The sequence below is a fragment of the Vreelandella sp. V005 genome (genome assembly GCF_052645115.1).
Genome location: NZ_JBQXYA010000001.1, coordinates 1,007,889 through 1,034,491 on the forward strand (window position 1 = coordinate 1,007,889; position 26,603 = coordinate 1,034,491).

Below are 26,603 nucleotides of genomic sequence, written 5' to 3' on the forward strand. Positions count from 1 at the left end.
GTTAAACCAGTGGGCTATCTGACGACTTGGAATTCTGGCTGACGCTAACAGCATAAACAGTAAATAACGTCTGGGGTGACCAAGGTGCCGTACTTGAACGACGCGTGCAAGGTGATTTATCTAATCAATCTAAATCATTAACCTTAACAGCGCAGTGCTTATGGACACGCTAATTAACTAGGTCAGATCAAGCCAGTTGTTCGATGGTAGTCAAGCGCTGCGACAAACGCAAGCTTTGCAATTGACAATAGATGGAGGTCACCGCAACCTTGGCACAGCCAACACGAAGGAAAGCTCATGCCCAAGGACATTTTGCTCCCCATTGACACCCCTGCCACTGAGGCAGACAACGGTGCGCCACAGCGCTTAGCCGCCATTGACCTGGGTTCTAACAGCTTTCACCTACTGGTGGCCAACTACCAGCATGAACGACTTCAGGTGGTGGCTCGTTTAGGTGAAAAAGTGCAGCTCGCCGCGGGCCTAGACGATGACGGCATGCTGAGTGAAGCTGCTATGCAGCGCGCGTTGGACTGCCTAGGCCGCTTCGCGCCCTTTTTAAGCGATATTACCAATGCCAACCTGCGCGTTGTAGGTACTAACGCGCTTCGTGACGCACGCAATAGCCAGGCATTTATTGAGCGCGCAGAGGCCCAACTTGGCCATGCCATCGAAATTATTGCCGGCCGCGAGGAAGCGCGCCTGATCTATCTCGGCGCCGCTCACGCGCTGGCTGAAAACGGCCGACGCCTGATAGTCGACATTGGCGGCGGCTCGACCGAATTTATCATCGGTGAAGCCTTTGAGCCCAAGGCACTGGAAAGCCTGCGCATGGGCTGCGTTACCTTTTCCCGGCGCTTCTTTCCCGACGGTGAATTGAACGAAAAACGCATGCGCCGCGCCGAGCTGGCCGCCCTTTCGGAATTGGCCAATATTCAACGCCCTTATCAACGTCTGGGCTGGGACGACCCGGTCGGCTCAAGCGGCACGATCAAGGCCGCCGCCAGCATACTGCACGCCTATGGCGATACGCCTCATGAAGGTGTTATCACCCGTGACGGATTGAAGAAATTGCGCGAGCGCCTACTCAAGTGCAAACAGCTGGACAAAGTCGAGCTGGAAGGCCTCAAGGCCGACCGCGCCAAAGTCTTCCCAGCGGGGATCGCCATTCTTGGGGCGATTTTTGAAGCCTTTGACTTAACCCAGATGCGCTTCGCCGACGGCGCGCTGCGTGAAGGCGTTCTCTACGACATGGCCGGGCGTAATACCGCCGAAGATTCGCGCTCGAAAAGCCTGGAGTCACTACAGCGCACTTACGATGTTGATAACCGCCAGGGGCTTAACGTTGCCGACACTGCCGAGCGACTGTTTCAACGGGTACGCCATGCGTGGTCACTAAACCTTGATCAAGGGCGCTATTTGCAGTGGGCCAGCCACGTGCATGAAATCGGCTTAGCCATTTCTCATAGCCAGTTTCATCGCCACGGTGCGTACCTGCTGGAGCACTCCGATCTCGCTGGTTTTTCACGCCCTGAACAGCGACAATTAGCTTTTTTGGTGCGGGCTCATCGTCGCAAGTTCCCCTTGAAAGAGTGGCAGGCACTGCCTGACGCGCAGCAGGCCGTGACTCAGAAGCTTGCCAGGCTGCTGCGTTTAGCCGTACTGCTCAACCATTCGCGGCCTGAAAACGCCCCCCCGCTGCCAGCGATAAGCGCCGACAGCGATAGCTTGATCATCACACTTCCGGAAAGCGATGAACCCACACTACTGAGCACCGACTTGGAGCAAGAGCAGGCTTTCATGGAAGCCGCCGGGTTCAAGCTTTTAATTCAGTAGACAAAGTCAGACGCGTAAAGGCGACCCCCTCGGCTTGCCAAAGCAGCTTGCCGGCGGGATCAATCGCTCCCAGACACGCTGATTCCTGCATGATCACCACCAGCCGTTCACGCTCCCAGGGCGGCACTTCCGCCTCCTGCAGCAGTCGCTTCACATCGCGCCTACCACGCCCAGCCAAGCGAATGACCTCCCCCCCCTGACGCCAGGTGACCCTGAGCGGTTGAGAGAACGGCTGGGATGGCGCTTTTAACGTGGACACTTGCCAGCCCAGCGGCCCGATGGGCGTTTCCAGGGGCGCTTGACCATCCCAACTGACTTCCCACGCCGGTAGCGGCTCAAGAGCCGCCATCAGATAGAGCCGCTGGCGCCACAGGCGCGCCTGAGCGCCCGGCCATTCGACGCATACGGCGGCATCGGGTTTGGCGTGTAGCTGATCCAACAGGCTCTCCAAACGTTTTTGGGGAGGCGTTGGCAAGCTCTGCTGTTGGCAGAGCGTGCGCACCAGCAGTCGTTGCCGGGGGCGAGAGCGTGACCGCAGGGCGTTAATCATGAGGGAATGGCTGTCACCTAGCAGCGTTTGTAGCTCTTGCTGGGCATATTCATACAGCAAGGTGTCGGCTTCACTGGCGTGTTGGGCGCTACTTGCCAGCGCCGTTTCTGCCGCTGGCCAACGCTCACGCAGCGCCGGTAGCACCCGGTGGCGTAGGCGATTGCGATCAAGCTCAACATCACGATTGGTGGGGTCTTCGCACCAGGCGAGAGCCAGTGACCGCGCAACGGTTTCAAGCGTTTCCCGACCCTGGGTTAGCCACGGCCGCAGCAGCGTGATGCCCTGGGTATCACGCCGGTACGGCATACCCGCCAGACCACGTATGCCGCTGCCGCGCAGGGCCGCCAGCAGAAAGGTTTCGGCTTGATCGTTCTGGTGCTGGGCGAGCCAAAGCGTATCGCCCGCGGGTAGCGTGGCAAAAAAGGCCTCGTAGCGAGCATTGCGCGCCGCGCCCTCAATACCGTCGCCGTGGGTGTCCACTGCCACCTCGACGACGGATAACGGCACATTGATGCGTTCACACAGCGTCCGGCAGTGGGCTTCAAATCTTGATGCTGCCACCTGTAAGCCATGGTTGACATGAATGGCCCGCAGGCGACGGTCAGCTCGCTCGCAGACCCCGGCGGCCAGCGTTAACATTAGGCACGAGTCCAAACCGCCCGAAAGTGCCACCCAAATAGAGCGCCCCGACGGGGTTTCCGCCAGGGCGTCGTTGAGCAAGCCTTCAAGCGTATTAAGCGGCTGAGGCGCCATAGCTCATCAAGCGCTTATAACGGCGCTCTAATAGCGCGTCAGTATCCATCGCCTGCAAGCGCTCCAGACTCGCCGTGAGCGCCTCTTTGACGCGTTCGGCAGTGGTGAGCGGGTGACGGTGAGACCCACCGAGCGGCTCTTTGATCAACGAATCGACAAAGCCCAGTTCTTTTAGACGCTCAGCGGTAATCCCCATGGCCTGTGCAGCATCAGAAGCCTTGGTGGCGCTCTTCCATAGAATCGAGGCGCAGCCTTCCGGCGAGATCACCGAGTAGGTGGAGTACTGCAGCATCTGCAGCTCATCGCAGACGCCAATGGCCAACGCGCCACCGGAGCCACCTTCGCCCACCACCGTGGAGATAATCGGTGTTTTCAGCCGCGACATAACGGCTAGATTGTAGGCGATAGCCTCAGATTGACCGCGCTCTTCCGCATCAATGCCGGGGTAAGCACCAGGGGTATCGATAAACGTCAGAATCGGCATTTTGAAGCGCTCGGCCATTTCCATCAGGCGGCACGCTTTACGGTAGCCCTCAGGGCGGGGCATACCGAAGTTGCGGCGAACTTTCTCTTTTACATCGCGGCCTTTTTGATGGCCAATCACCATCACCGGCGAGTCGTTCAAGCGCGCGATGCCACCGACTAGCGCGGCATCATCGGCGAAATTACGATCGCCATGCAGCTCGTCGAAATCGGTAAAGACGTGCTCTAGATAGTCAAGCGTATAAGGGCGCTGGGGGTGCCGGGATAGTTGGGAAACCTGCCAGGGAGTCAAATCCTTGAAGATCGATTCCGTCAGCTTGCGACTTTTCTCTTCCAGCCGAGAGATCTCGTCGGAAAGGTTGACTTGGCTATCGGAGCTGACTAAACGCAGCTCCTCAATTTTTGCCTGTAGTTCGGCAATGGGCTGTTCAAAATCGAGATAGTTAGGATTCATCGGCGCTGCCTATAAGCTGCTTGTAAAAAACAAGCCTGATCAAAGTAATTATTGATAAGCAATGAGAGAATAATGAGCATTATCGCACCCTGACCTTGCTACGCAAGTTGAGTGCCTACCTTACGGTACTTTAACGATAACGTAACTGAACACCCGCCTGGCCCTGAACATCCCTAAGCGCCAGCAATAAATCATCGCTGGGCGCTACTTTCCACTCGTCGGCGAGCTCCAGCCAAGCCACTGCCGCTGGGTGACGGTACTGCAGCCTCACCGGCAAGCCTTCCTCATCACGATAGGGCGTTAAACTGTCGCGCAGCGTCTCGATCAAACGCCCATTGATCTGCCCCGCATCCAGGGCGAGCTCCACTGCCTGACCGTAGCGTATGCGCGCCGTCACCATCGGCGTGACATCCTTGCCGCGCAGACGCAAACCGCCAGAGAATTCATCGCTGGAAACCTCGCCCTCCACGATCAACACTTGATCGGCCTCAATCTGACCGCGCAACTGCTCAAAAAGCTCCCCAAACAGCGACGCTTCTATACGTCCAGTGCGGTCATCCAGGGTGATAAACGCCATGGTATCACCACGTTTGGACTTCATGGTGCGCACGCCGACCACTAATCCAGCAACCCGCTGTGGGTCACGAGAAGGCTTTAAATCGCTGATCCGCGTGGAGACAAAACGTTTTAACTCCCGCTCGTACTCGTCGATCGGGTGTCCTGTGAGGTAAAGACCCAGGGTATCTTTCTCTCCAGAGAGCCGTTCGCGATCGGTCCACTCGCGGGCATTGATATATTCGACGTAAACGTTGCTGTCGCCTTCACCGGCCTCTGCATCGTTGCTAAAGGCATCGCCAAACATATCGAGCATGCCTAGATTCTGGTTGGCATGGTTCTGTGCTGCTGCTTTTAGCGCGTCTTCCATGGCGGCAAACAGCACCGCGCGATTGGGACCTATCGTATCCAGCGCACCGGAGCGAATCAGCGCTTCCAGGGTGCGTTTATTCATCCGCTTGGAATCGATACGACGACAGAAGTCGAAGATATCCTTAAACGGACCATCGGCCTCGCGCGCTTCGACAATGGCGCCAATGGGTCCTTCGCCCACCCCCCGAATGGCGCCCAGGCCGTAAACCACCCGCGCATCGGTATCGACGGTAAATTTATAGCCGCCCACGTTAACGTTCGGCGGCGTCACGGTGAGCCGAAGGTTGCGACACTCCTCAATCAGCGGTACCACTTTATCCAGGTTGTCCATTTCCGTGGACATAACGGCGGCCATAAAGGGCCCCGGATAGTGGGCTTTGAGCCACGCGGTTTGGTAGGAAACTAAGGCGTAGGCGGCCGAGTGTGACTTGTTGAAGCCGTAACCGGCGAATTTCTCTACCAGATCAAAGATGTTACCGGCCAGATCTTTATCGATACCGTTGGCGGCGCAGCCTTCCATAAAGCCATCGCGCTGTTTGGCCATCTCTTCGGGCTTTTTCTTACCCATGGCCCGGCGCAGCATATCGGCCTGGCCGAGGCTGTAGCCCGCCATCACCTGAGCGATCTGCATGACCTGCTCTTGGTAGAGGATGATGCCGTAGGTGGGCGCCAACACCGGTTTCAACAGCTCGTGCTGGTAATCCGGGTGTGGGTAAGAGACTTCTGCCCGACCGTGCTTACGGTTGATGAAGTCGTCAACCATGCCCGACTGCAGGGGGCCGGGGCGAAACAGCGCCACCAGGGCGATCATATCGTCTAACGAGTCAGGCAGCAGGCGCTTGATCAGCTCTTTCATGCCGCGGGATTCTAGCTGGAACACCGCGGTGGTTTCGGCGCGCTTGAGCATCTCAAAGGTCGGCGCGTCGTCCAGCGGGATGCTGTCGATATTGAGTGGCCCCTGGCTATTGACGCTGCGCACCTTATCGACCATTTCCAGCGCCCAGTCGATAATCGTCAGCGTTCGCAGGCCCAGGAAGTCAAACTTGACCAGCCCGGCCTCTTCAATATCGTTTTTATCAAACTGAACGACTAAACCGGCGCCATCTTCATCGCAGAGCAGCGGTGAAAAATCGGTCAGTTTGGTAGGTGCAATTACTACGCCACCAGCGTGCTTACCGGTGCCCCGCGTGGTGCCCTCGAGCTTGAGCGCCATTTCCCAGATCTCTTCGGCCTCTTCATCGTTGCCGATGAACTCTTTGAGCGCCGGTTCCTGCTCGATGGCCTTGGCCAGGGTCATGCCCACTTCAAAGGGGATCAGCTTGGATAGCTTATCCCCCAGCGAATAGGGGCGGCCCTGGGCTCGGGCGACGTCTCGCACTACGGCCTTGGCCGCCATGGTGCCAAAGGTGACAATCTGAGAAACCGCGTTGCGCCCGTAGCGCTCGGCCACGTACTCGATCACCTTGTCGCGTTTTTCCATGCAGAAGTCGACGTCGAAGTCGGGCATGGAGACACGTTCCGGATTCAAAAAGCGCTCAAACAGCAGGTCGTAGCCGATCGGATCCAGGTCGGTAATCTTTTGCGCGTAAGCCACCAGCGAACCGGCACCGGAACCACGTCCGGGGCCTACCGGGACGCTGTTGTCCTTGGCCCACTGGATAAAGTCCATCACGATCAGGAAATAGCCGGGGAAACCCATCTGGATAATAACGTTGAGCTCAAACTCCAGCCGGTCACGGTAGCGCTGGTCAATCGCTTTATACTCATCGCTTTCACGGGGATAGCGCTCGGCGGGAAAGAGAAAGTCGAGGCGATCCGTTAGGCCGTCGTGTGACACCTTGCGGAAAAACTCATCCTGGGTCATGCCCTCAGGGATCTCGAACTCGGGTAGAAAAATCTCACCCAGCCGCACGTCCACGCTGCAGCGCTCGGCGATCATCACGCTGTTTTCCAGCGCTTCGGGGATGTCGGCAAACAGCGCCGCCATCTCGTCGGGGCTTTTTAGGTACTGCTCTTCGGTGTAGCGGCGCTCACGGCGTGGATCGTCCAGCGCCTTGCCTTCACCGATGGCAACGCGAGTTTCGTGCGCCCAAAAATCTTCGCGCTCTAAAAAGCGTACGTCGTTGGTGGCCACTACCGGCGTGCCGGTTTCAATCGCCAGTTGGACGCTGGCGTGAATACAAGTCTCTTCTAGCGGGCGCCCAGTGCGCACCAGCTCTAAATAAAAACGATCAGGGAACGCGACCTGCCACTCTTCAAGCAGTTGCCGCGCCTCACGCTCATGATCAGAGAGCAGATGACGGCCAATCTCGCCCTCTCGTGCACCAGACAGCGCAATCAACCCTTCGCTCTGTTCCAGCACCCACTGTTTATCGAGAATGGCACGGCCCTGACGCTGGCCATGGGTCCAGCCCTTCGAGATCAGCTCGGTCAGGTTGCGATAGCCAATATCGTTCATAGCCAGCAGCGTTAGCCGGTAAGGGTGCGACTCGTCGTGAGGGTTCTGCAGCCATAAATCGCTGCCAATGATCGGCTTTAAACCCGCACCCTGGGCGGCTTTGTAAAACTTGACCAGACCAAACAGGTTGGTTTCATCGGTCAAGGCCAGCGCTGGCATCGCCCGCTCAGCAGTCGTGCTGACCAGCGATTTGAGCTTAACCAGGCCATCGACCAGGGAGTATTCACTGTGCAAACGTAAATGAACGAACGGGACCGTCATGGGACTCTCAGAAAACGCTAGATAAAGAAGAAATACGTTAAAGCAGCGCCAACTGGCGCTGCACCGGCGCAAAGCTACGACGATGTTCGGCCAGTGGCCCGTGAGCTGCAAGCGCCGTCAGGTGCTCTTTGGTCGGGTAGCCTTTATGGCGCGCGAAACCATACTCAGGATAGCACTCATCCAAGGCGACCATCTGGGCATCCCGGGCGACCTTGGCCAGAATGGATGCGGCGGCGATGGCCGCGTGACGCGCATCGCCTTTTACCACGGCCTGCCCAGGCAGCAGATGGCCAGGTAATTTGTTGCCATCGACAAGTAGGTATTCCGCCGCCGGTGCCAGTGCATCAATCGCTCGACGCATGGCCAAGTGGGTGGCGTGATAAATATTCAGTGAATCCACTTCGGCAGCGCTGGCTTCTGCCACGGCAAAGGCTAATGCCCGCTCGCGAATTTGGCTATCCAACGCTTCACGCCTACTGGCAGTCAGTTTTTTGGAGTCGGTGAGACCTTCAATCGGCTGAGCAGGATCTAAAATGACCGCTGCGGCCACCACGCTGCCGATCAGCGGCCCGCGTCCTACTTCATCCACCCCTGCCAGACGCTCACCACTGTAAGTAATTTCTAGCGATTGAAAATCCTTGTGCTCAATCAACCAATGCTCAATTGCCATCAACAATCTCCAGTGGCTGACCTGCTGCTAGCTGGCTGATCGCCTCGGCGGCGCGCCGACTAGCGTTGCGCTGGAGTGTCGCGTGCATCTCGGCAAAGCGTGTTTCCAACCCATGGCGGCTTGCCTCATCTGCCAGCATGCCACTGAGCTGGTCAGCAATCGCCTCCGGCGAGGCGGCGTCTTGAATCAGTTCCGGCACCAGCGTTTCCTGGGCAATCAAATTGGGCAGCGACACCCATTGAGTTTTCACCATTCGTTTAGCCAACCAGTGAGTGGCGGGAGCCATTTTGTAGGCCACCAGCATGGTGCGGTGACACAGCATGGCTTCCAGTGCGGCAGTGCCTGAGGCCAGCAATACCACATCACTCGCTACCATGGCCTCACGGGCCTGACCATCCAGCAGTGTCGTGCGCTCCGCAAGCACAGGGTAATTAGTCAGCAGCGCGCTAATTTCATAGCGGCGGTCAGCGGTGGCCGCGGGAATCACTACCTTAAGCGCAGGATGACGCTGGCAGAGCTGTTCGGCGGCCTTAAGAAAAGTGTCCCCCAAAAAACGAATTTCATTGGCTCGCGAGCCGGGCAACAGCGCTAATACCTGACTATCTGGCGACAGTTCCAGCGCTTGCCGGGTGGCAGCACGATCATTCTCCAGCGGCATTTCGTCGGCCAGGGGATGGCCCACAAAGGCGACGGGGACACGGTGTTCACGATAGAAGGCGGCCTCAAAGGGCAGCAGTGTCAGCATGCCGTCTACCGATTTGGCGATGCCTTTCACCCGCCCCTGGCGCCACGCCCATACCGAAGGACTCACGTAATGAGCGGTGGTAATGCCCGCTTCGCGAAGCTGTCGCTCCAAGCCTAAATTGAAGTCAGGCGCATCAATGCCGAGCATAATATCCGGCTGCCAGGCCAAGGCTTCGGCTTTCAGGGTACGTCGCACACGGATCAGTTCGGGGAGGTGTTTAAGTACTTCAACCAGGCCCATTACCGCGAGGGTCTCTAAGGGGAAACGGCTCTCCATGCCTTCCGCCTGCATACGAGGCCCGCCAATGCCACGAAACTCGACGCCAGGGTGGCGCGCTTTAAGCTCGCGCATCAGTCCAGCGCCTAGGATATCGCCGGAGAGTTCCCCAGCCACGAGGTAGACACGTTGCAGGGTCATCATTGCATAATCACAGACGGCTTAGCATAAATTAGCGGGTGATACCGCGGGTCGAGCGCTCAATGGAGGCAGCGAAATGCTCGATTTCGGGTAATTCAAAGCGGCTGCGCATTTCAGCGAGCGCCTGTTCGGTGGTCAGCCCTTGGCGATAGACCATCTTGTAGGCGGCCGTTAGTGCACTTATCGCTTCACGGCTGAAACCACGTCGCTTCAGTCCTACCAGATTCAAGCCTCGCGCTTCGGCTGGGTTGCCGTTGATCATGATATACGCAGGCGTGTCTTTGGTGATGATCGAGCCGCCACCGGCCATGGCATGATCACCAAAATGGCAGAACTGGTGAACCGCTGCGAGACCGCCCAAAATGACATGATCGCCAATGGTCACATGGCCAGCGAGGGTGACCTGGTTGGCCAAAATGCAGTCACTACCAATGACGCAGTCGTGACCTACATGGACATAAGCCATGAATAGGTTGCGAGAACCAATCTTCGTTTCACTGCGATCCTGTACCGTGCCACGATGCAGCGTAGCGCCTTCTCGAATCACGTTATCGTCGCCCATTACCAACCACGTTGGTTCGCCTGCGTATTTCTTATCCTGGCAGTCTTCCCCTACCGAGGCGAATTGAAAAATACGCGTACGCTCGCCCAGTGTGGTGGGCCCTTTCACCACCACATGCGGACCAATCACCGAACCAGCGCCAATAGTGACGTCGGGGCCGATGATGCTAAAAGGGCCTACCTCAACATCGTCAGCAAGACGCGCCGTCGGGTCGACAAGTGCAGTAGGATGTATCAAGCCACCTTCCTCTCGGCACAAATAATTTCTGCTTCGCAAGCCAATTCGCCATCCACCGTGGCTCGGCATGCGAACTTCCAAATACCCCGCTTGCCTTTGATAACGTCAGCTTCGAGCGTGAGCTTGTCACCCGGCATTACCGGGCGCTTGAAGCGCACGTTATCACTGCCGACCAGATAATAAACGTAACCATCGGCAGGTAGTTTGTTGACCGTTTTAAAACCCAGAATGCCACATACTTGAGCCAGTGCTTCTAATACTAAGACACCGGGCATAATCGGGTGATGGGGAAAATGACCGTTAAAAAACGGTTCGTTGATGCTGACGTTTTTATACGCCACGATGGATTCGCCGGTGGTTAATTGCGTTACTCGATCCACCAACAAAAAGGGGTAACGGTGGGGCAAGTACTCGCGAATTTCATTAATATCCATAACCATCGTAGCGACCTCTAAAATGACAAAAAACCTGGAACTCATGAAGAGCTTCAGGCAAATATCAGCACGCCTGCTGATTAAAAGGCTGAGAATTATACCCCACTGCTACTTAGCCTCAAGCCAGCAGTGGTAAAACGCACAGCGACGACCCAAAGCGCTTACTCATTGCGCTGTTTTTTTTCCAGCCTCGCTAGACGTTTAGCGATGTCATCAAGCTGTTTAAATCGAACTGCGTTTTTACGCCATTGGGTGTTGGCCATGGCGCCAGTACCAGAGGAGTAGACCCCTGGTTCATGGATTGAGTTCGTGACTAAACTCATCCCCGTCACTTGAACACCGTCGCAGATGGTCAGGTGCCCTGAGAGACCCACGCCACCCCCTAGCATACAGTGTTTACCTACCTTGGTAGAGCCCGCGATTCCCACACAGCCAGCTAAGGCGCTATGATCGCCAATGGTCACGTTATGAGCAATTTGCACCTGACTATCGATTTTGACGTCATTGCCAATCACCGTATCACCCAGCGCACCACGGTCGATGCTCGAACAACTGCCGACCTCAACGTCATCTCCCAGGACAACGCCACCCAACTGGGCAATCTTATGCCAGCCTGCGCCATCGTGGGCAAAACCAAACCCGTCGCCACCGATGACACAACCGCTTTGTAAGATGCCGCGTTTACCCACCACCACACCATGGCAAAGCGTGACATTGGCGTGCAAGCGCGTTTCTGCGCCGATAATGCTGTCAGCTCCGACCACGCTACCAGCACCAATGACAACTCGGTCACCCAGAACGACGCCGGACTCGATCACTGCATGTGCCTGAATGGACACATCGGCACCGATTTGCGCATTGTCCGCCACGACCGCGGTTGGGTGTATGCCCACGATGTCGCGGGCGGGCAACGGATCGAACAGCTGAGAAAGCTTGGCGTAACCTAAATAGGGATTCTCTATCTCAAGACGCGGTACCGGACAGTGTTTGCCATGCTCAGGGTGCAGGAGCACCGCCGCTGCCTTGGTGGTCGCTAAATCTTTCAGATAAGCGCGATTCGCTAAAAAGGCCACTTGATCAGGCTGCGCTTCTTTTAGCGTCGCCAAACCACGTATCGGCTGCTGGGCATTGCCGCTAACGGAAATGCCCAGCTGTCGCGCAATGTCTGCAAGAGTGAGGTGATGAGAAGCGTGCGTCATGAGAGCCCAAGGAAGCATTGGTGTGGACGGGCCACACCAAGTAGCATTTAAATTTAGTTCAGGGTATCAAAAATCTGTGTGACTTCGTCGGTCACATTGGGCAAATCCACACCGGAGTGGAGCACACCCTGGGGTTCGACCAGTACATCAATACCGTGACGTTCAAGTACCTGCGCAACTGCCTGCTCCAACTTCGGTTCAGCATTTTCTAAAAACTGCTGTTCAGAGCGTTGCTGAGCCTGCATGACTTCTTGACGAAGCTGTTCGAAGCGACTGCCCTTTTGCTGCAATTCGCTGATCAGCGACTCGCGCTGGGACTGTGCCATGGTTTCGCCTTCGTTCTGAAGACGCTGCTGCAGCTGTTGCAGTTCATTGCCTAGATTCTGCGCTTCACGCTGCTGATTGCCAATCTGCCCTTCCAGGGTGCTCATTGATGCTTGTGCAGACTGAGTATTCATCAGCGCCGCACGCCAGTCCAATACGGCAACTTCCGCAGCGTGGGCAGGCAAAATCATCGCGCCCAACAGGCATACAACTGCTGTCAGCTTACGCATTGTGTTAACTCCTTAGGTCACGCCAGCCGCGCGCCGCCATGGCACGCGGTCTAGCAAAATTAGAACGTTTGTCCCAATGAGAACTGGAAGAACTGAGTATCGTCCCCGCTCTCATCGTTCAATGGCTCGGCGACGCTAAAGGTCAGCGGGCCCACCGGCGTCAGCCAAGAGAGGCCAATACCAGCGCTGTAGCGTAGATCACCAAGATCAACACCGGAGTTACACTGCTGACGGGCAGCATCTTCTGCAAGCACGTCGTAGCACGAACTCAGGAAAGTGTTGCCGCCATCCAAAAACAGCGAGGTTTGTAGCGCACGCTGATCTTCAATAAAGGGCATCGGGAAAATAATTTCGGCGCTGCCTTCGATGGAAACATTACCACCTAGGGTGCGATCACGACCGCCTTCGGTTGCAGGTGTTGTGCGCTGACCAAGCGTATTCGAGGTGAAACCGCGCACTGAGCCAAGGCCGCCTGCGTAAAAGTTTTCATAGAAGGGGAAGGGTTCGTTGCCGCCCAGCGTATCGGCATAGCCGACATTGCCGGTAAATTTGAACGCCCAGGTTTCATCATTATTAATCGGAAACAGCTGTTGAGCGCGCGCGCGCAGCTTGTAGTACTCCGCATCGCTGCCTGGCACTCCCGTCTCTAGAGACAGACGTTGATAGCTACCATCCGTTGGCATAATGCCGCGGTTGAGGTTGTTACGTGTCCAACTGGCGGTCAGCTTCAGGCTTTGCGCATCTTCACCCTCGTCCTGGACGTAACGACGAATTTCCGAAGCCGTATCGAAATAGGTTTTTACCGTGAGGTCTTCAACGCTGGCGCCGAAGTTAAGCCGCGACAGCTCGCTAACAGGGTAACCGAAGTTGATACCGGCCCCATAAGCATCCGTCGAGAATGTCGAAATGTCCGAGTCGGCATAGTCAGTTTCGCGGTAGAACAGATTGTAGCCGCGAGAAATGCCATCCAACGTCCAGTACGGGTCGGTAAAGCCAAAGTTAACGCTGGTAAACGTATCACTGCGCTGCGCACCCACGTTGACGCGATTACCCGTACCGAGGAAGTTATTCTGCGATAGGCCTACGCCGTAAATAACACCAGCACTCTGAGAGAAACCCACGCTTGCAGAGACAGAGCCGGAAGGCTGCTCTTCGACGTTATAGGTCACGTCCAACAAATCTGGCTCACCAGGCACCGGCTGGGTATCCACTTCCACTTGGCTAAAGAAGCCCAGGCGTTCCAGTCGCTGACGCGATTGCGTAATGGCCTCAGTGGAGGCAGGCGCGCCCTCCAATTGTGTCATTTCACGCCGCAACACTTCATCCTGAGTGGTGGTATTACCGTAGAACTCGATACGACGTACATAGGCTCGCTCACCAGGATTGACGGCAATGACCAGGTCCACCGTTTCCCCGTCGTCTGACATTTCAGGAACGCCCTGAATGTCAGCAAAAGCGAAACCTTCAGCACCTAAACGCTGGCGTAGCGCTTCCGTAGACGTATTGACATCGCCGCGGGAAAAAATCTCACCCTCTTCAACGGTCAGCAGTTGGCGAGCTTCGTTTTCGCTGATCTGTAGATCGCCCGCGAAACGAATATTACCAACACGATATTGCGTACCTTCATCCACGTTTAAAGTGATAAAGATTTCAGATTTTTCCGGCCCAATCGACACCTGTGTTGAGGTGACATCGAAATTGACATAGCCACGATCCAAGTAAAACGAACGCAGTCGTTCAATGTCGCCGGATAGCGCTTCACGGGAGTACTCGTCGCTAGAGAACCAGCCGAAAATGCGTCCAGGGCGGTCATTCAGTTCGAACACTTCACGCAGCGTTTCGTCGTCAAAGGCTTCGTTACCGACAATATTAATTTGCCGGATCTTGGCGACTTCGCCTTCGTTGATATTGATATTGACCTGGACCCGGCCTTCATCAACTTCTTCGACTTCGGTGTCGATGCTTGCACTGTAGCGGCCCTGAGACTGGTAAACACCTTCCAGTTCGCGCTGAATCTCCTCCAGGGTTGAGAGCTCAAGCACTTGTCCTTCCGACAGCCCCGACTCACGCAAACCATTGCGCAGATCCTCTTCGGATATCTGGTCATTGCCGCTAATATCTAGCCGTGCAATGGTTGGACGCTCAACCACTTGAATAACCAGCACATCCCCCTCACGTGCCAGAGAGACATCATCAAATAATCCGGTAGCAAACAAGTCACGGGCAGCGGCAGCCAACTGCGCTTCGCTGACGCGCTCGTTGGCGCTCACCGGAAATGCATTGAAGACCGAGGCGGCGGATACCCGCTGCAGTCCTTCCACTCGAATGTCTGAAACATCAAAGGATTGTGCTTGGGCGCCGCTGGCGCCTGCCAGCAAGAGTGCCGCCATTCCAAGGGTCTTGATTTTCATGCAGTCAATTCGCTCGCGTTGGTCTGCCTATCATTCCAGAAAGGCACCATATACATTTGTGCAGGCAGATGACAAGGCCATCCGCACGCTACACGCGTCATTACCACAGGCGCATCAGATCAAAATAGAGAGCCATCAACATTAGGGTGCCGACCATGGCAAGCCCAATGCGCAATCCTACAGCTTGGGTTTTCTCAGAGACTGGTCGTCCACGCACGACCTCCATAAAATAATAAAGCAAATGGCCACCATCGAGCACCGGGATAGGCAGTAAGTTAAGCACCCCAAGGCTGATAGAAAGATACGCTAGAAAACCAATAAACGCTTCCATCCCTGCTCGCGCTGAATCGCCAGAGACCTGCGCGATGGTGATCGGTCCCGACAGATTGGAAGGCGAAATGAGCCCTACTAGCATTTTCCGTATGGCATCGACGGTTAATAGCGTCATTTCTCCGGTACGCGATAATGCCTGACCTACCGCCTCAACAGGCCCGTAACGGATTTCACGCTGAAACGCAGCCGGCCACTCGACTTGCTCGGCACCCGCACCGATATAACCAATCTCAACGCCTGTTTCTAGACTATTACGCCCGGGCGTTAAATTAACGGTTTTCTGCTCGTCATCACGTTCGTAGGTGAGTCGCAGCGTTTCGCCAGCACTACCTCGCACGATATTGACGAAGTGCATCCAATCATCCACAGGCTCGCCGTCAATTGCGACCATGGTATCGCCCGCCATGAGGCCTGCTTGTTCCGCTGCTTCTCCGCTGACCACCTGGCCTAACACTGCCGGGAACTCAGGCTGCCAAGGAGTAATCCCCAGTGTTTGCAGCGGCTGGGGCGGATCTTGGCGCACCAAATAATCAGTCACCGGTAATAAAAAGCGCTGGGTGTCAGTGGCGCCCTCAGAGCGTGCGTCGACATCCAACTCACCACTGAAGCCAATAATCGACACTAGCTTTAGATTTATATCTTCCCAAGAGCGCACTTCATCGCCCTGAATGGCAACGATTTCAACGCCATTGGAAAGCCCTGCCTCAGCAGCCGGAGAGCCAGACGCCACACTGCCCACCATGGGCGAAACCACCGTGGTTCCTGCGACAAACAGTGCCCAGTAAGCCACAATCGCCAGTAAGAAATTGGCAATTGGTCCGGCTGCCACAATAGCAATGCGCTGCCACACTGTCTTGCGATTAAACGCTTGGTCGAGTTGCTCTTCTGGTACCGGCGCTTCACGCTCATCGAGCATTTTGACATAGCCACCCAACGGTATGGCGGCTATGGCATATTCAGTACCTTGACGGTCTACCCGTGACCATAGCGGCTTGCCAAAACCTACCGAAAAACGCAGCACTTTGACGCCACAACGCCTGGCCATCCAAAAGTGGCCAAACTCATGAAAAGTGACAAGCAGGCCCAGCACTACAATGACCGCTAAAATATTCTGTATCAGGCCCACACTGCACTCCTTAACGCCCCGCGCTTAACGACCAGCTCAGCGAATGCTTAAGCGGACCACCTTGTGACTAACGCTAATGCCTGCTGCCGTGCCCATTGGTCGGTGGCTAAAACGCTCTCTAGACTATCAACTTGGCCTTCATAGGGGCACGATAAAACCTCGGCGACCAATTGCCCAATGGCTGTAAAGCCGAGTTTGCGGTGTAAAAAGGCATCGACGGCGACTTCATTGGCCGCGTTCAATACCACCGGTGCCATCCCGCCCTGCTGCATCGCGTCACGGGCAAGTCCCAAACACGGGAAACGGACTTCATCGGGGGCTTCAAAATCTAGCCGCGCCACCTGAAAGAGATCCAGCGTCTCGACACCCGCATCGATTCGTTCAGGCCACGCTAAACCATAGGCAATAGGCGTTCGCATATCAGGATTACCCAACTGCGCAATCACCGAGCCATCATGATACGCCGCCATGGAATGAATCACACTTTGCGGGTGCACCACCACCTGAATCTGTTCAGGCGTGGCATCAAAAAGCCAGCAGGCCTCAATGAGCTCTAACCCTTTGTTCATCAACGTGGCACTGTCCACGGAGATCTTACGCCCCATGGACCAGTTAGGGTGGGCGCAGGCCTGCTCGGGTGTGACTTTGTCGATCTCGGTCTGCCCCCAGGTCCGAAATGGCCCCCCGGAAGCGGTAAGCATCAGTTGGCTAATGCCGTGGCGCGCCAAGCCGCCGCGATGTTCAGCAGGTAGACACTGGTAAATGGCATTATGTTCGGAATCAATCGGTAATAGCGTTGCGCCTGAACGCGAAACAGCGTCCATAAACAGTGCGCCGCTCATCACCAGCGCTTCTTTATTGGCCAACAGAATGCGTTTGCCTGCTTCAGCGGCCGCCAGTGCAGGCAATAAACCGGCAGCCCCCACGATGGCCGCCATCACGCAATCAACGCTAGCATCTCGGGCAACCTCGCACAGCGCGTCAGGACCTGAATGGACCTCAGTTTGCTGGCCAGAACGTTTGAGCTCTTGGCGTAGCCAAGCGGCGTCGACTTCACCGTCAAGCACGGCGACCTCAGGCCGATGCGCTAAACATTGCGCTAACAGGGACTCTTTGGAGGTATGCGCAGTCAGCGCATAGACGCTATAACGGTTGGGGTGGCGGCCAATCACATCCAGCGTGCTGGTGCCGATAGAGCCGGTTGAACCTAGCACCGTTACGCGCTGCTTGGACGAACTCGCTTGCTGATGCCAGTGTTGGCTCATAGCGGCTGCCCCTGAGCCAGAACAGGCACCAGCACTTCAAGGTAAAACAGTGCAAACAGCGGAATTGCCGCCGTCAGGCTATCGATGCGATCCAACACCCCGCCGTGGCCTGGCAGCAGCTGGCTTGAATCTTTGATATTACGGTGGCGCTTGAGCATGCTTTCAAGCAGATCCCCAAGCACAGAGGTCAAGGTAACGATTGCCGTCACCAGCATGAGCGTGAGACTCCCGGCCATATCCAGTGATAGCCATACGGCAAATACGATGGCGAGAAGCGCTGTTGTCGCTAAGCCGCCGTAAACACCCTCCCATGATTTACCAGGGCTGACGCGAGGTGCCAGTTTACGCTTCCCCCAGTTGCGCCCTACAAAGTAGGCACCAATATCGGCGCACCAGACAAGCAGCAGCACGAACAGCAGCCAAGCCATACCGCTCTCACGCAGTACGTTAAAGCCGACCCAGCAAGGCAACAACACCCACAACCCCATCGCTAGTCGCCGCGTAGTGGCTTGCCACTGATAACCTGCTGCTGGATAGCGAATCACCCAGTAAAAATTGATTAACCACCCAGCAGCAGCCACCCATAGCGGCCATGCCGACGTTGCGGCACCCGCCAGCCACATTACCAGCATCAATGCGGCCATTACGGCCACCCACTGAGCACGCTGCGCGGCGCGGGTGACGCCAGCTAAATTGGCCCACTCCCAGGTGCCAAGAAGCACAATCAGCGCCGTAAACAGCGCAAAGGCACCTCCCTCTAATCCAAACAGGCCAGCTAACACCAGCGGCGCTAGCCAAGCTGCAGTGATAATCCGCTGTTTAAGCACCTTGCGCCTCTATTTGTTCGTCCGTCATGCCAAAGCGACGACGGCGATGGCAAAAGTCGTTTAGTGCGGCATCAAACGCATCCGCACCAAAATCAGGCCATAGCAGGGGTGAAAAGTGCAACTCGGCATAAGCCAGCTGCCAAAGCATAAAATTCGAGAGCCGCTGCTCGCCACTGGTGCGAATACACAGATCTACCTGCGGTATATCGGCGACTCCCATCGCGGTATCAAAGCGCGACTCGTCGATATCTGAAGGTATTATCTCTCCCTTTGCCACCTGCTCGGCTAATGTACGTGCCGCGCGGGCGATGTCCCATTGGCCACCATAGTTAGCAGCAATCACCAGGTGCATGCCCGTATTGTGCGCCGTCAGTGCTTCAGCACGCTGAATGTGCTTCTGGATAGCATGAGAAAAGCCGCGCTGTTCGCCAATAATGGAAAGACGAACATTACGTTCATTGAGTTTTTTGACTTCACGCTTTAGCGCCATCAAAAACAGCTCCATCAACGCGTTAACTTCCGCCGCTGGGCGCTTCCAGTTTTCACTAGAGAACGCGAACAGGCTGAGTGTTTTCACCTCGCGTTCTGCGGCGCGCTGAATGACGGCACGTACCGTTTCCACCCCTGCTCGGTGCCCACGGACGCCTGAAAGCCCGCGCGCGCGCGCCCAGCGATTGTTGCCATCCATAATGATAGCAACGTGAGACGGCGGCGCCTCCCCGGCCTGAGAAGGTGCACAGGCTTGATCCTGCTGTCCTTCAGGAAGCTGCGGTGGCGTCATGGATTCTTGCCCCAAAGATCAGTCATAAAAAAACCAGCCAGAGTGTGGCAAAACGGGCAGCATAAGCTGCCCGCGGCTGCATAAAGTGCAGGCTTACACCTGCATCAGATCCTGCTCTTTCGCGGCCAGCGCTTTATCAATCTCGGCGATATACTTATCCGTCAACTTTTGAATCGCATCTTCGCCTTCACGCTGATCGTCTTCGGTAATGTCTTTATCTTTCAATAGTGACTTGAAATCACCGTTGGCATCACGGCGAACATTACGTACTGCCACGCGCGCATTTTCGGCTTCGCTACGCGCTTGCTTGATGTAACCTTTGCGGGTTTCTTCGGTCAGCATCGGCATCGGTACACGAATCACGTTGCCTGCGCTGGCCGGATTCAAACCCAGATCGGAAGTCATAATAGCTTTTTCGATTTTCTGCACCATGCCCTGTTCCCACGGCGCAATCGTCAGCGTACGGGCATCTTCAACGTTGACCGAGGCCACCTGGCTAAGCGGTACTTGGCTACCGTAATAATCCACAGTCACGGCGTCTAAAATGCTCGGATGAGCACGGCCGGTACGAATTTTATTAAAGTTACTGTGCAGCGCCTCAACGCTTTTTTTCATGCGCGATTCGGCATCTTTCTTAATATCGTTGATCACGTCATTACCCTCTGTATATCAGCGTGCCTTCCTTGCCCCCTACAACCATATTCAGTAGGGCACCAGGCTTATTCATATCAAATACCCGCACCGGCATATTATGGTCACGTACCAGGCAGATAGCGGTCAAATCCATAATGCCCAATTTTTGATCCAGGGCGTCATCGTAAGAGAGTTGGTCATACTTCACAGCGTCGGTATTTTTTACCGGGTCTTTATTGTAAACACCATCGACTTTGGTCGCCTTAATCACCACATCCGCATCGACTTCAATACCACGCAAACAAGCAGCAGAGTCGGTGGTGAAGAAGGGGTTGCCTGTCCCCGCAGAGAATAACACCACATCCCCTGAGGTTAAGTAACGAATGGCGGTACGTCGATCATAGTGCTCGACCACCCCACTCATCGGAATGGCCGACATCACCCGCGAACGGATATTGGAGCGCTCTAAAGCGTCCCGCATGGCCAACGCATTCATAACAGTGGCCAACATACCCATATGGTCGCCGGTGACTCGATCCATACCCGCTTCATTGAGCGCCGCGCCACGGAACAAGTTACCGCCGCCAATCACGATACCGACTTGCACCCCAATGCCGACGAGCTGACCAATTTCCAGTGCCATGCGATCAAGCACCTTTGGGTCGATACCAAAATCGTGCTCACCCATCAGCGCTTCACCAGAAAGCTTGAGCAAAATACGTTTGTATTTTGACTTCGAACTCTCAGCGTTGCCTTTGTTGGGTGCTACGTGGGGGGTAGACTCTTGAACATCACGTGACATGGCATCTCTCCTGAGGCAGACCTGAATACAGGCAGGCGGGGCAGCCCCTATGTATAAAATTGTTAACTTATAAAACCGGTATAAAATAGCCGGTTATATTAGCAGCGATTATACAAGGGCCGGATACACGAAGGCGTGCGCTCGCGCGCACGCCATCATCTTTCTGAAACCTCTGACCTCAGCGACGGCCAGCCTGTTCCATAACTTCCTTGGCGAAATCGACTTCTTCTTTCTCGATGCCTTCGCCCACTTCGAAGCGAGTGAAACCAACCACTTCGCCGCCCGCGGCTTTGACGAACTCAGCAACGGTTTGGTTCGGGTCTTTTACAAACGGCTGCTCGGTCAGGCTGTTTTCTGCCAGGTACTTTTTCAAGCGGCCCTGAACCATCTTCTCAGCGATCTGCTCCGGCTTACCAGCCATGTCTGGCTGTGCCAGGATAATCGCTTTTTCAGCGTCCAGCTCTTCCTGAGGCATGTTTTCCGGATGGGCAACGGAGGGATTGATCGCCGCCACGTGCATGGCCACATCTTTCGCAACTTCCGATGAGCCACCGGTCAGCACGGTCAAAACGCCAATGCGGCCACCGTGGACGTACTCACCGACCAAGCCACCGTCAGCAGCGTTAACCACTACGGCACGACGCACGCCAATGTTTTCACCGATTTTCTGTACCAGCTGCTCGCGCGCCGTTTCCAGCTCGCCCGCCATGACGGCGGCAACATCTTCACTTTTTGCAGTGAAGAAAGCACCGGCGATCTTGTCGGCAAACGCGATGAAGTTATCATCACGAGCAACAAAGTCAGTCTCGGAGTTGATTTCGACCATTACGCCGTAGCTACCGTCTTCCGCTACACGCGTTACTACCACACCTTCTGCGGCGATGCGGTCGGCTTTCTTAGCCGCTTTTAGGCCTGAGCTTTTACGCAGGTTTTCAATCGCAACTTCGATATCACCGTCAGTTTCGGTGAGTGCTTTTTTACACTCCATCATGCCGAGACCGGTACGCTCGCGAAGTTCCTTGACCTGAGAGGCGCTGATAGCTGCCATGAGAATTCACCTCTGAAATGGTTCTATGAGAGTTAAACGCAACACAGAGTATAGGCATGATAAATGACCATCATGTATCACGCTGCCCTATGTCTCTCTGTATTGCGGGGCCGGTATCGAGTGCCGGCAAATTCTTCCGCCCAGACGGTTCATCTGTCGCGGGAAAAAGGGGGCATAGCCCCCTTTATCTTGATGCGGCACTTCTACTTACCGCACCCACGGCTGCGATTACTCGGCAGCCGTGTTGTCTTCAGCTGCAGCGGCCTCTTCGGTCACTTCAACGAACTCTTGAGCGTTACCTTCTTTGGCACGACCACACGCATCCGCAATCGCTTTAACGTAAATCTGGATAGCGCGGATAGAGTCATCGTTACCTGGGATTACGTAATCAACGCCATCGGGGTTGGAGTTGGTATCCACCACGCCGATAACCGGGATGCCCAGTTTGTTGGCTTCGTTGATCGCAATACGCTCGTGGTCAACGTCGATCACGAACAGTGCGTCCGGCAGGCCGCCCATGTTCTTGATACCGCCGATAGAACGCTCAAGCTTGTCCTGCTCGCGAGTCGCCATCAGGACTTCTTTCTTGGTCAGCTTCTCGAACGTGCCGTCTTCGCGCATGGTTTCAAGATCACGCAGACGCTTAATCGACTGACGAATGGTCTTGAAGTTAGTCAACATGCCGCCCAACCAGCGATGGTTGACGAACGGTTGACCTGCACGATTCGCTTCTTCTTTAATTACCTTGCTTGCGCTGCGCTTGGTGCCAACAAACAAAATTTTGTTGTTGGATGCCGCCATCTTTTCGACCACATCGATCGCTTCGTTCAGCGCCGGAAGGGTGTGCTCGAGGTTGATGATGTGAATCTTGTTACGCGCGCCGAAGATAAATTTGCTCATTTTCGGGTTCCAGTACTTGGTCTGGTGGCCGAAGTGAGCACCTGCTTTGAGCAGGTCACGCATATTAACGTGAGACATGGTAAAACTCCTGAAACTCGGGTTAGGCCTCCACGCACCCCATGGATCCGACCGTTGACCACGTTAGACGCTGCCAGCGGCACCCGGGACCATGTGCCGGTGCATGTGTGTTTTTAAGGCTTGATGTTTTTAGTGATTAATCAAGCAGCATGACGCTTGAAAGGCACGCTGCGGATTCATCGCCCTGCCCTACTGCCGTCTCTCCCAGCCAAGAAGCTCGGAAACACGATTGCAGGAAAGCGCGCGGCTTTATACCATAGATCATTGCCAAGATGAAGTCGCACCCGGTTTGACGGTCTTAAATTGCGCCATCCAATTATCCATCCAGAACCCATATCGAGCATTCATGAACGTTCCCATCAAGACGCCTTCTGAAATCGAACACATGCGCGAAGCCGGGCGCCAAGCGGCTAGCGTCATTGAAATGATCACGCCGCATATTCAGGGCGGGGTGAGTACGGGGGAAATTGACCGCCTTTGTCACGACTATATCGTTAATGAGCTGGGGTCAGCCCCGGCGCCGCTGAACTATCACGGCTTTCCGAAGGCAACCTGCACGTCTATCAATCATGTGGTGTGCCACGGCATTCCTGATGACGCCAAGAAGCTCAAAAACGGCGACATCATGAACCTGGATATCACCGTAAAGACCCAAGACGGCTATCACGGCGACTCCAGTGTCATGTTCGTGATCGGCGACACCATTCAGGGCGAACGGTTATGCCGCATCACCCAAGAGTGCCTGTATAAAAGCATTGAGCGGGTGAAACCGGGCGTGCGCCTTTCCGAACTGGCGCGAGTGATTCAAAAGCATGCCGAAGAGCACGGCTACTCGGTGGTGCGTGACTTCTGTGGGCACGGTATCGGCGCTGACTTCCACGAGGAGCCGCAATTTTTGCACTACGACGGTTACGCAGCGGACGCCGACATTAAACTCGCCGCGGGCATGTGCTTTACCATCGAGCCGATGATTAATGTCGGCGGCTATAAAACCAAGGTACTGCGCGATGGGTGGACCGCCGTCACCAAAGACCGCAGCCTTTCTGCCCAGTGGGAACACACGCTGCTGGTGACCGAGGCCGGTGTTGAAGTCCTAACCGCGCGCAGCGATGAAGACTTCAGTTTTTTGTCCAACTGATGCTTCTCCACCACTACCGGTTTGAACCGGACACCTCGCTTTTTGACTTAGACCTGTTCCGTACCGAGCTTGCTGGCTCGCGTTCGCCGGTTACCCCTTTCAAGGCAGCGCTGCGCGAACTGCAAGCGCGGCTGGATGACCAGTTTCGCACCGGGGCGGATATCCGTGATCTAGTGCGTGGCCGCGCTTGGTACTTGGATCAGCTACTGGCGATTGCCTGGGCGCAACACGAGTGGCCCGATGACGGCATTGCGCTAGTCGCTGTCGGCGGCTATGGCCGGGGCGAACTGCACCCGCACTCCGATATCGATCTGCTGCTACTGCTGGCGCAGGACGACGACACCGCCTACCGCGAACCGCTCACCGCCTTTATCACTTTTTTATGGGATATTGGCCTAGAGATCGGGCATAGCGTGCGTTCGCTCAACGACTGCGAACGGGAAGCCGAAGCTGACGTGACCGTGATTACCAATCTGCTCGAATCACGGTTGATCGCAGGACCCGAGGCGCTGCGCGAAGCGATGCGCGAGCGCCTCAGCGCCGAGCATATTTGGCCCGCTGACCGCTTCTTTGAGGCCAAGTGGCAGGAGCAAATTGCTCGCCACTACCGCTACAACAACTCTGAGTATCACCTGGAGCCAAACCTCAAAAGCTCGCCGGGCGGGCTGCGTGACATCCAGATGATCGGCTGGGTGGCCAAGCGCCACTTCGGCACCGAACAGTACACCGACATTGTCGCTAACGGCTTTATGAATGATGCCGAGCTACGCATTTTAAGCCAGGGGCAGGCCTTTTTATGGCAGGTGCGCTATGCCTTGCACATGCTGACCGACCGCGCCGAAGACCGTCTGCTGTTTGACCATCAGCGCACTATCGCTGAGATGTTCGGCTTCCGTGATACGCCAGAGCGGCTGGCGGTTGAGCAGTTCATGAAGCGTTACTACCGGCATGTCACTGCGCTGGCGGGTCTCAACGACATGCTGCTGCAGCACTTTGACGAAGTGATCCTACGTGGAAAGGAAGCGCTGGAGACCGTCAAGCTGAATGAGCGCTTCGAGACCAAAGGCGGCTATATTCAGGTGCGCTCACGCAACCTGTTTCGCGAGCGGCCCGCCGCCATGCTGGAGCTGTTTCTGCTGATGGCAAAGCACCCTGAGATCGAAGGGGTACGTGCCGACACCATCCGGCTAATTCGCGACCACCGCCACCAAATTGACGACCACTACCGGGAGGAGCCGCGCCACCAGCGGCTCTTCATGGCTATCTTGCGCGCCCCCGGTAACGTGCCGCGCCAGCTCCGCCGCATGAACCGCTACGGCATTTTGGGCAAATACTTGCCCGAATTTGGGCGCGCCGTGGGATTGATGCAACACGACCTGTTTCATATCTACACCGTCGATGCCCACACCCTGCGATTACTCAAGTTTCTGCACGGCTTCCGCAAACCGGAGGCAAAGGGTGATTTCCCGGTAGCGGCAGCATTGATGCAGCAGCTTCCCAAGCTGGATCTATTGTGGATGGCCGGCCTGTTTCACGACATTGGCAAGGGCCGTGGCGGTGACCACTCGGAAATCGGCGCCCGAGACGTCGAACAGTTCTGCCAGCGGCATCATATTTCGCCCCACGATACCAATTTGGTCAGTTGGCTGGTGGAGCACCATTTATTGATGTCGATGACCGCGCAAAAGCGCGACATTAGCGACCCCGATGTGATTCGTGATTTTGCTCTGGTGGTGCGTAATGAAACCCGCCTCGACTACCTCTATGTCCTCACCGTGGCCGATATCAACGCGACCAACCCGACGCTGTGGAACGGCTGGCGGGCGTCGCTGCTGCGTCAATTGCACGCCGAAACCAAGCGCGCCTTGCGGCGTGGCCTGAACAACCCGCCCGACCGTGACGACTGGGTGCGCGAAACGCGCACCGAGGCACGCTCGCTGCTGCAAACCATCGGCGTCAACCGGGCACAAATCGACCAGCTCTGGGAATCCCTCGGCGAGGATTACTTTCTCCAATACGCGCCTAGCGAAATTGTCTGGCAGACCCAAGGGATCCTCAATCATAACCAGTCGCCGCTGCCGCTGGTGCTGATCAGCGCCCCCACTGCCGACATGGCCGAAGGCGGCACCAAGGTGTTTATCCATACGCGCTCAGTGGATGACCTGTTCGCCGCCACCGCCGCTGCCATGGAGCAACTGGGGCTGTCGATCCACGACGCCCGCATTGCCACCTCCCACAACGACTGGACGCTCAATACCTTTATTGTGCTCGACAGCCACGGCCAACCGATTCGCGACCCTGCGCACATCGCGGAGATGCGACTGCACTTGGTGGAAGAGCTCGATGACCCCGATGACTACCCGGATATCGTCACGCGTCATACACCGCGCCAGCTCAAGCATTTCAAGGTACCCACCGAGGTGCTTATCGAGCAGGACCCGGCCAATGAGCGCACCATGCTGGAACTAACGGCCCCCGACCGCCCCGGCCTACTGGCCCGCGTGGGGCGGATCTTCATGGAGCAGGATATTTCGCTTTCGGCGGCGAAAATCGCCACCCTTGGCGAGCGGGTGGAGGACGTCTTTTTCATTACCACCAAGGCAGGCGAACCACTGACCGACCCTGAACGACAACAGCAGCTACGTGAGCGGCTGATTGAAGTGTTAGGGGTTTAAGCCTCTTCCCAACCCCGGTTAGGTTTGAGCCTGCACCGGGGCTTGCCTA

The 26,603-nt window shown here is 55.9% G+C and carries 21 protein-coding genes; 3 read left to right on the forward strand and 18 right to left on the reverse strand.

Features of this window, described 5'->3' with window-relative positions; genetic code table 11:
- Positions 1 to 297 precede the first annotated feature (297 nt).
- On the forward strand, positions 298 to 1,833 hold the full coding sequence (gene ppx / locus ACUN8H_RS04635; protein ID WP_445530974.1) for an exopolyphosphatase: 1,536 nt from the start codon (positions 298 to 300) through the stop codon (positions 1,831 to 1,833).
- Here the strand turns inward: ppx and tilS are convergent.
- The 18 genes from tilS to rpsB all read right to left on the reverse strand — a co-directional run bounded on the left by tilS (position 1,814) and on the right by rpsB (position 22,741).
- On the reverse strand, positions 1,814 to 3,136 hold the full coding sequence (gene tilS, locus ACUN8H_RS04640) for a tRNA lysidine(34) synthetase TilS (RefSeq protein ID WP_445530975.1): 1,323 nt from the start codon (positions 3,134 to 3,136) through the stop codon (positions 1,814 to 1,816). The two genes, ppx and tilS, sit on opposite strands and share 20 nt — an antisense overlap.
- A complete protein-coding gene (gene accA, locus ACUN8H_RS04645; protein ID WP_290695881.1) occupies positions 3,117 to 4,073 on the reverse strand; it encodes an acetyl-CoA carboxylase carboxyl transferase subunit alpha in 957 nt (318 codons plus the stop codon). The genes tilS and accA overlap by 20 nt, the downstream gene beginning before the upstream one ends.
- A gap of 130 nt (positions 4,074 to 4,203) precedes the next feature.
- On the reverse strand, positions 4,204 to 7,719 hold the full coding sequence (gene dnaE, locus ACUN8H_RS04650; protein ID WP_445530976.1) for a DNA polymerase III subunit alpha: 3,516 nt from the start codon (positions 7,717 to 7,719) through the stop codon (positions 4,204 to 4,206).
- Positions 7,720 to 7,756: 37 nt separating this feature from the next.
- Complete coding sequence (gene rnhB, locus ACUN8H_RS04655) at positions 7,757 to 8,389, reverse strand: ribonuclease HII (protein WP_445530977.1); 633 nt, start codon at positions 8,387 to 8,389, stop codon at positions 7,757 to 7,759.
- On the reverse strand, positions 8,379 to 9,551 hold the full coding sequence (gene lpxB / locus ACUN8H_RS04660; RefSeq protein WP_445531081.1) for a lipid-A-disaccharide synthase: 1,173 nt from the start codon (positions 9,549 to 9,551) through the stop codon (positions 8,379 to 8,381). The genes rnhB and lpxB overlap by 11 nt, the downstream gene beginning before the upstream one ends.
- A 31-nt stretch (positions 9,552 to 9,582) precedes the next feature.
- Positions 9,583 to 10,350, reverse strand: a complete 768-nt coding sequence (gene lpxA / locus ACUN8H_RS04665) for an acyl-ACP--UDP-N-acetylglucosamine O-acyltransferase (protein ID WP_445530978.1) — start codon at positions 10,348 to 10,350, stop codon at positions 9,583 to 9,585.
- Entirely contained in the window at positions 10,347 to 10,790 is a 444-nt protein-coding gene (gene fabZ, locus ACUN8H_RS04670) for a 3-hydroxyacyl-ACP dehydratase FabZ (RefSeq protein ID WP_008959868.1), read from the reverse strand. The genes lpxA and fabZ overlap by 4 nt, the downstream gene beginning before the upstream one ends.
- Positions 10,791 to 10,945: 155 nt before the next feature.
- The gene (gene lpxD, locus ACUN8H_RS04675; RefSeq protein WP_445530979.1) at positions 10,946 to 11,983 is read right to left on the reverse strand and encodes a UDP-3-O-(3-hydroxymyristoyl)glucosamine N-acyltransferase; all 1,038 of its coding nucleotides are present in this window, start codon (positions 11,981 to 11,983) and stop codon (positions 10,946 to 10,948) included.
- A 53-nt stretch (positions 11,984 to 12,036) separates the two neighbouring features.
- Complete coding sequence (locus tag ACUN8H_RS04680; RefSeq protein ID WP_445530980.1) at positions 12,037 to 12,537, reverse strand: OmpH family outer membrane protein; 501 nt, start codon at positions 12,535 to 12,537, stop codon at positions 12,037 to 12,039.
- A gap of 59 nt (positions 12,538 to 12,596) precedes the next feature.
- Positions 12,597 to 14,948, reverse strand: a complete 2,352-nt coding sequence (gene bamA, locus ACUN8H_RS04685) for an outer membrane protein assembly factor BamA (protein ID WP_445530981.1) — start codon at positions 14,946 to 14,948, stop codon at positions 12,597 to 12,599.
- A gap of 100 nt (positions 14,949 to 15,048) precedes the next feature.
- Positions 15,049 to 16,407 (reverse strand): RIP metalloprotease RseP, encoded by a 1,359-nt coding sequence (gene rseP / locus ACUN8H_RS04690; RefSeq protein WP_445530982.1) that lies wholly within the window; start codon positions 16,405 to 16,407, stop codon positions 15,049 to 15,051.
- A gap of 47 nt (positions 16,408 to 16,454) precedes the next feature.
- Positions 16,455 to 17,672 carry a 1-deoxy-D-xylulose-5-phosphate reductoisomerase gene (gene ispC / locus ACUN8H_RS04695; protein ID WP_445530983.1) on the reverse strand — a complete coding sequence of 406 codons (1,218 nt, stop codon included), beginning with the start codon at positions 17,670 to 17,672 and terminating at the stop codon, positions 16,455 to 16,457.
- Complete coding sequence (locus ACUN8H_RS04700) at positions 17,669 to 18,499, reverse strand: phosphatidate cytidylyltransferase (RefSeq protein WP_445530984.1); 831 nt, start codon at positions 18,497 to 18,499, stop codon at positions 17,669 to 17,671. Before ACUN8H_RS04700 ends, ispC begins: the two co-directional genes overlap by 4 nt.
- Entirely contained in the window at positions 18,492 to 19,280 is a 789-nt protein-coding gene (gene uppS / locus ACUN8H_RS04705) for a polyprenyl diphosphate synthase (RefSeq protein ID WP_445530985.1), read from the reverse strand. The genes ACUN8H_RS04700 and uppS overlap by 8 nt, the downstream gene beginning before the upstream one ends.
- Before the next feature lie 93 nt (positions 19,281 to 19,373).
- Entirely contained in the window at positions 19,374 to 19,931 is a 558-nt protein-coding gene (gene frr / locus ACUN8H_RS04710) for a ribosome recycling factor (RefSeq protein ID WP_113268506.1), read from the reverse strand.
- A gap of 4 nt (positions 19,932 to 19,935) precedes the next feature.
- On the reverse strand, positions 19,936 to 20,715 hold the full coding sequence (pyrH, locus tag ACUN8H_RS04715) for a UMP kinase (RefSeq protein ID WP_445530986.1): 780 nt from the start codon (positions 20,713 to 20,715) through the stop codon (positions 19,936 to 19,938).
- 178 nt (positions 20,716 to 20,893) lie between these two features.
- Positions 20,894 to 21,763, reverse strand: coding sequence for a translation elongation factor Ts (tsf, locus tag ACUN8H_RS04720; protein WP_445530987.1), 870 nt, complete (start codon positions 21,761 to 21,763; stop codon positions 20,894 to 20,896).
- Positions 21,764 to 21,991: 228 nt separating this feature from the next.
- Positions 21,992 to 22,741 carry a 30S ribosomal protein S2 gene (gene rpsB / locus ACUN8H_RS04725; RefSeq protein WP_240716930.1) on the reverse strand — a complete coding sequence of 250 codons (750 nt, stop codon included), beginning with the start codon at positions 22,739 to 22,741 and terminating at the stop codon, positions 21,992 to 21,994.
- Between the two features lie 346 nt (positions 22,742 to 23,087).
- Between rpsB and map the strand changes: the two genes are divergently transcribed.
- Complete coding sequence (gene map, locus ACUN8H_RS04730; RefSeq protein ID WP_445530988.1) at positions 23,088 to 23,879, forward strand: type I methionyl aminopeptidase; 792 nt, start codon at positions 23,088 to 23,090, stop codon at positions 23,877 to 23,879.
- Positions 23,879 to 26,554 (forward strand): [protein-PII] uridylyltransferase, encoded by a 2,676-nt coding sequence (locus ACUN8H_RS04735; protein WP_445530989.1) that lies wholly within the window; start codon positions 23,879 to 23,881, stop codon positions 26,552 to 26,554. The genes map and ACUN8H_RS04735 overlap by 1 nt, the downstream gene beginning before the upstream one ends.
- The last annotated feature ends 49 nt before the right edge of the window (positions 26,555 to 26,603 follow it).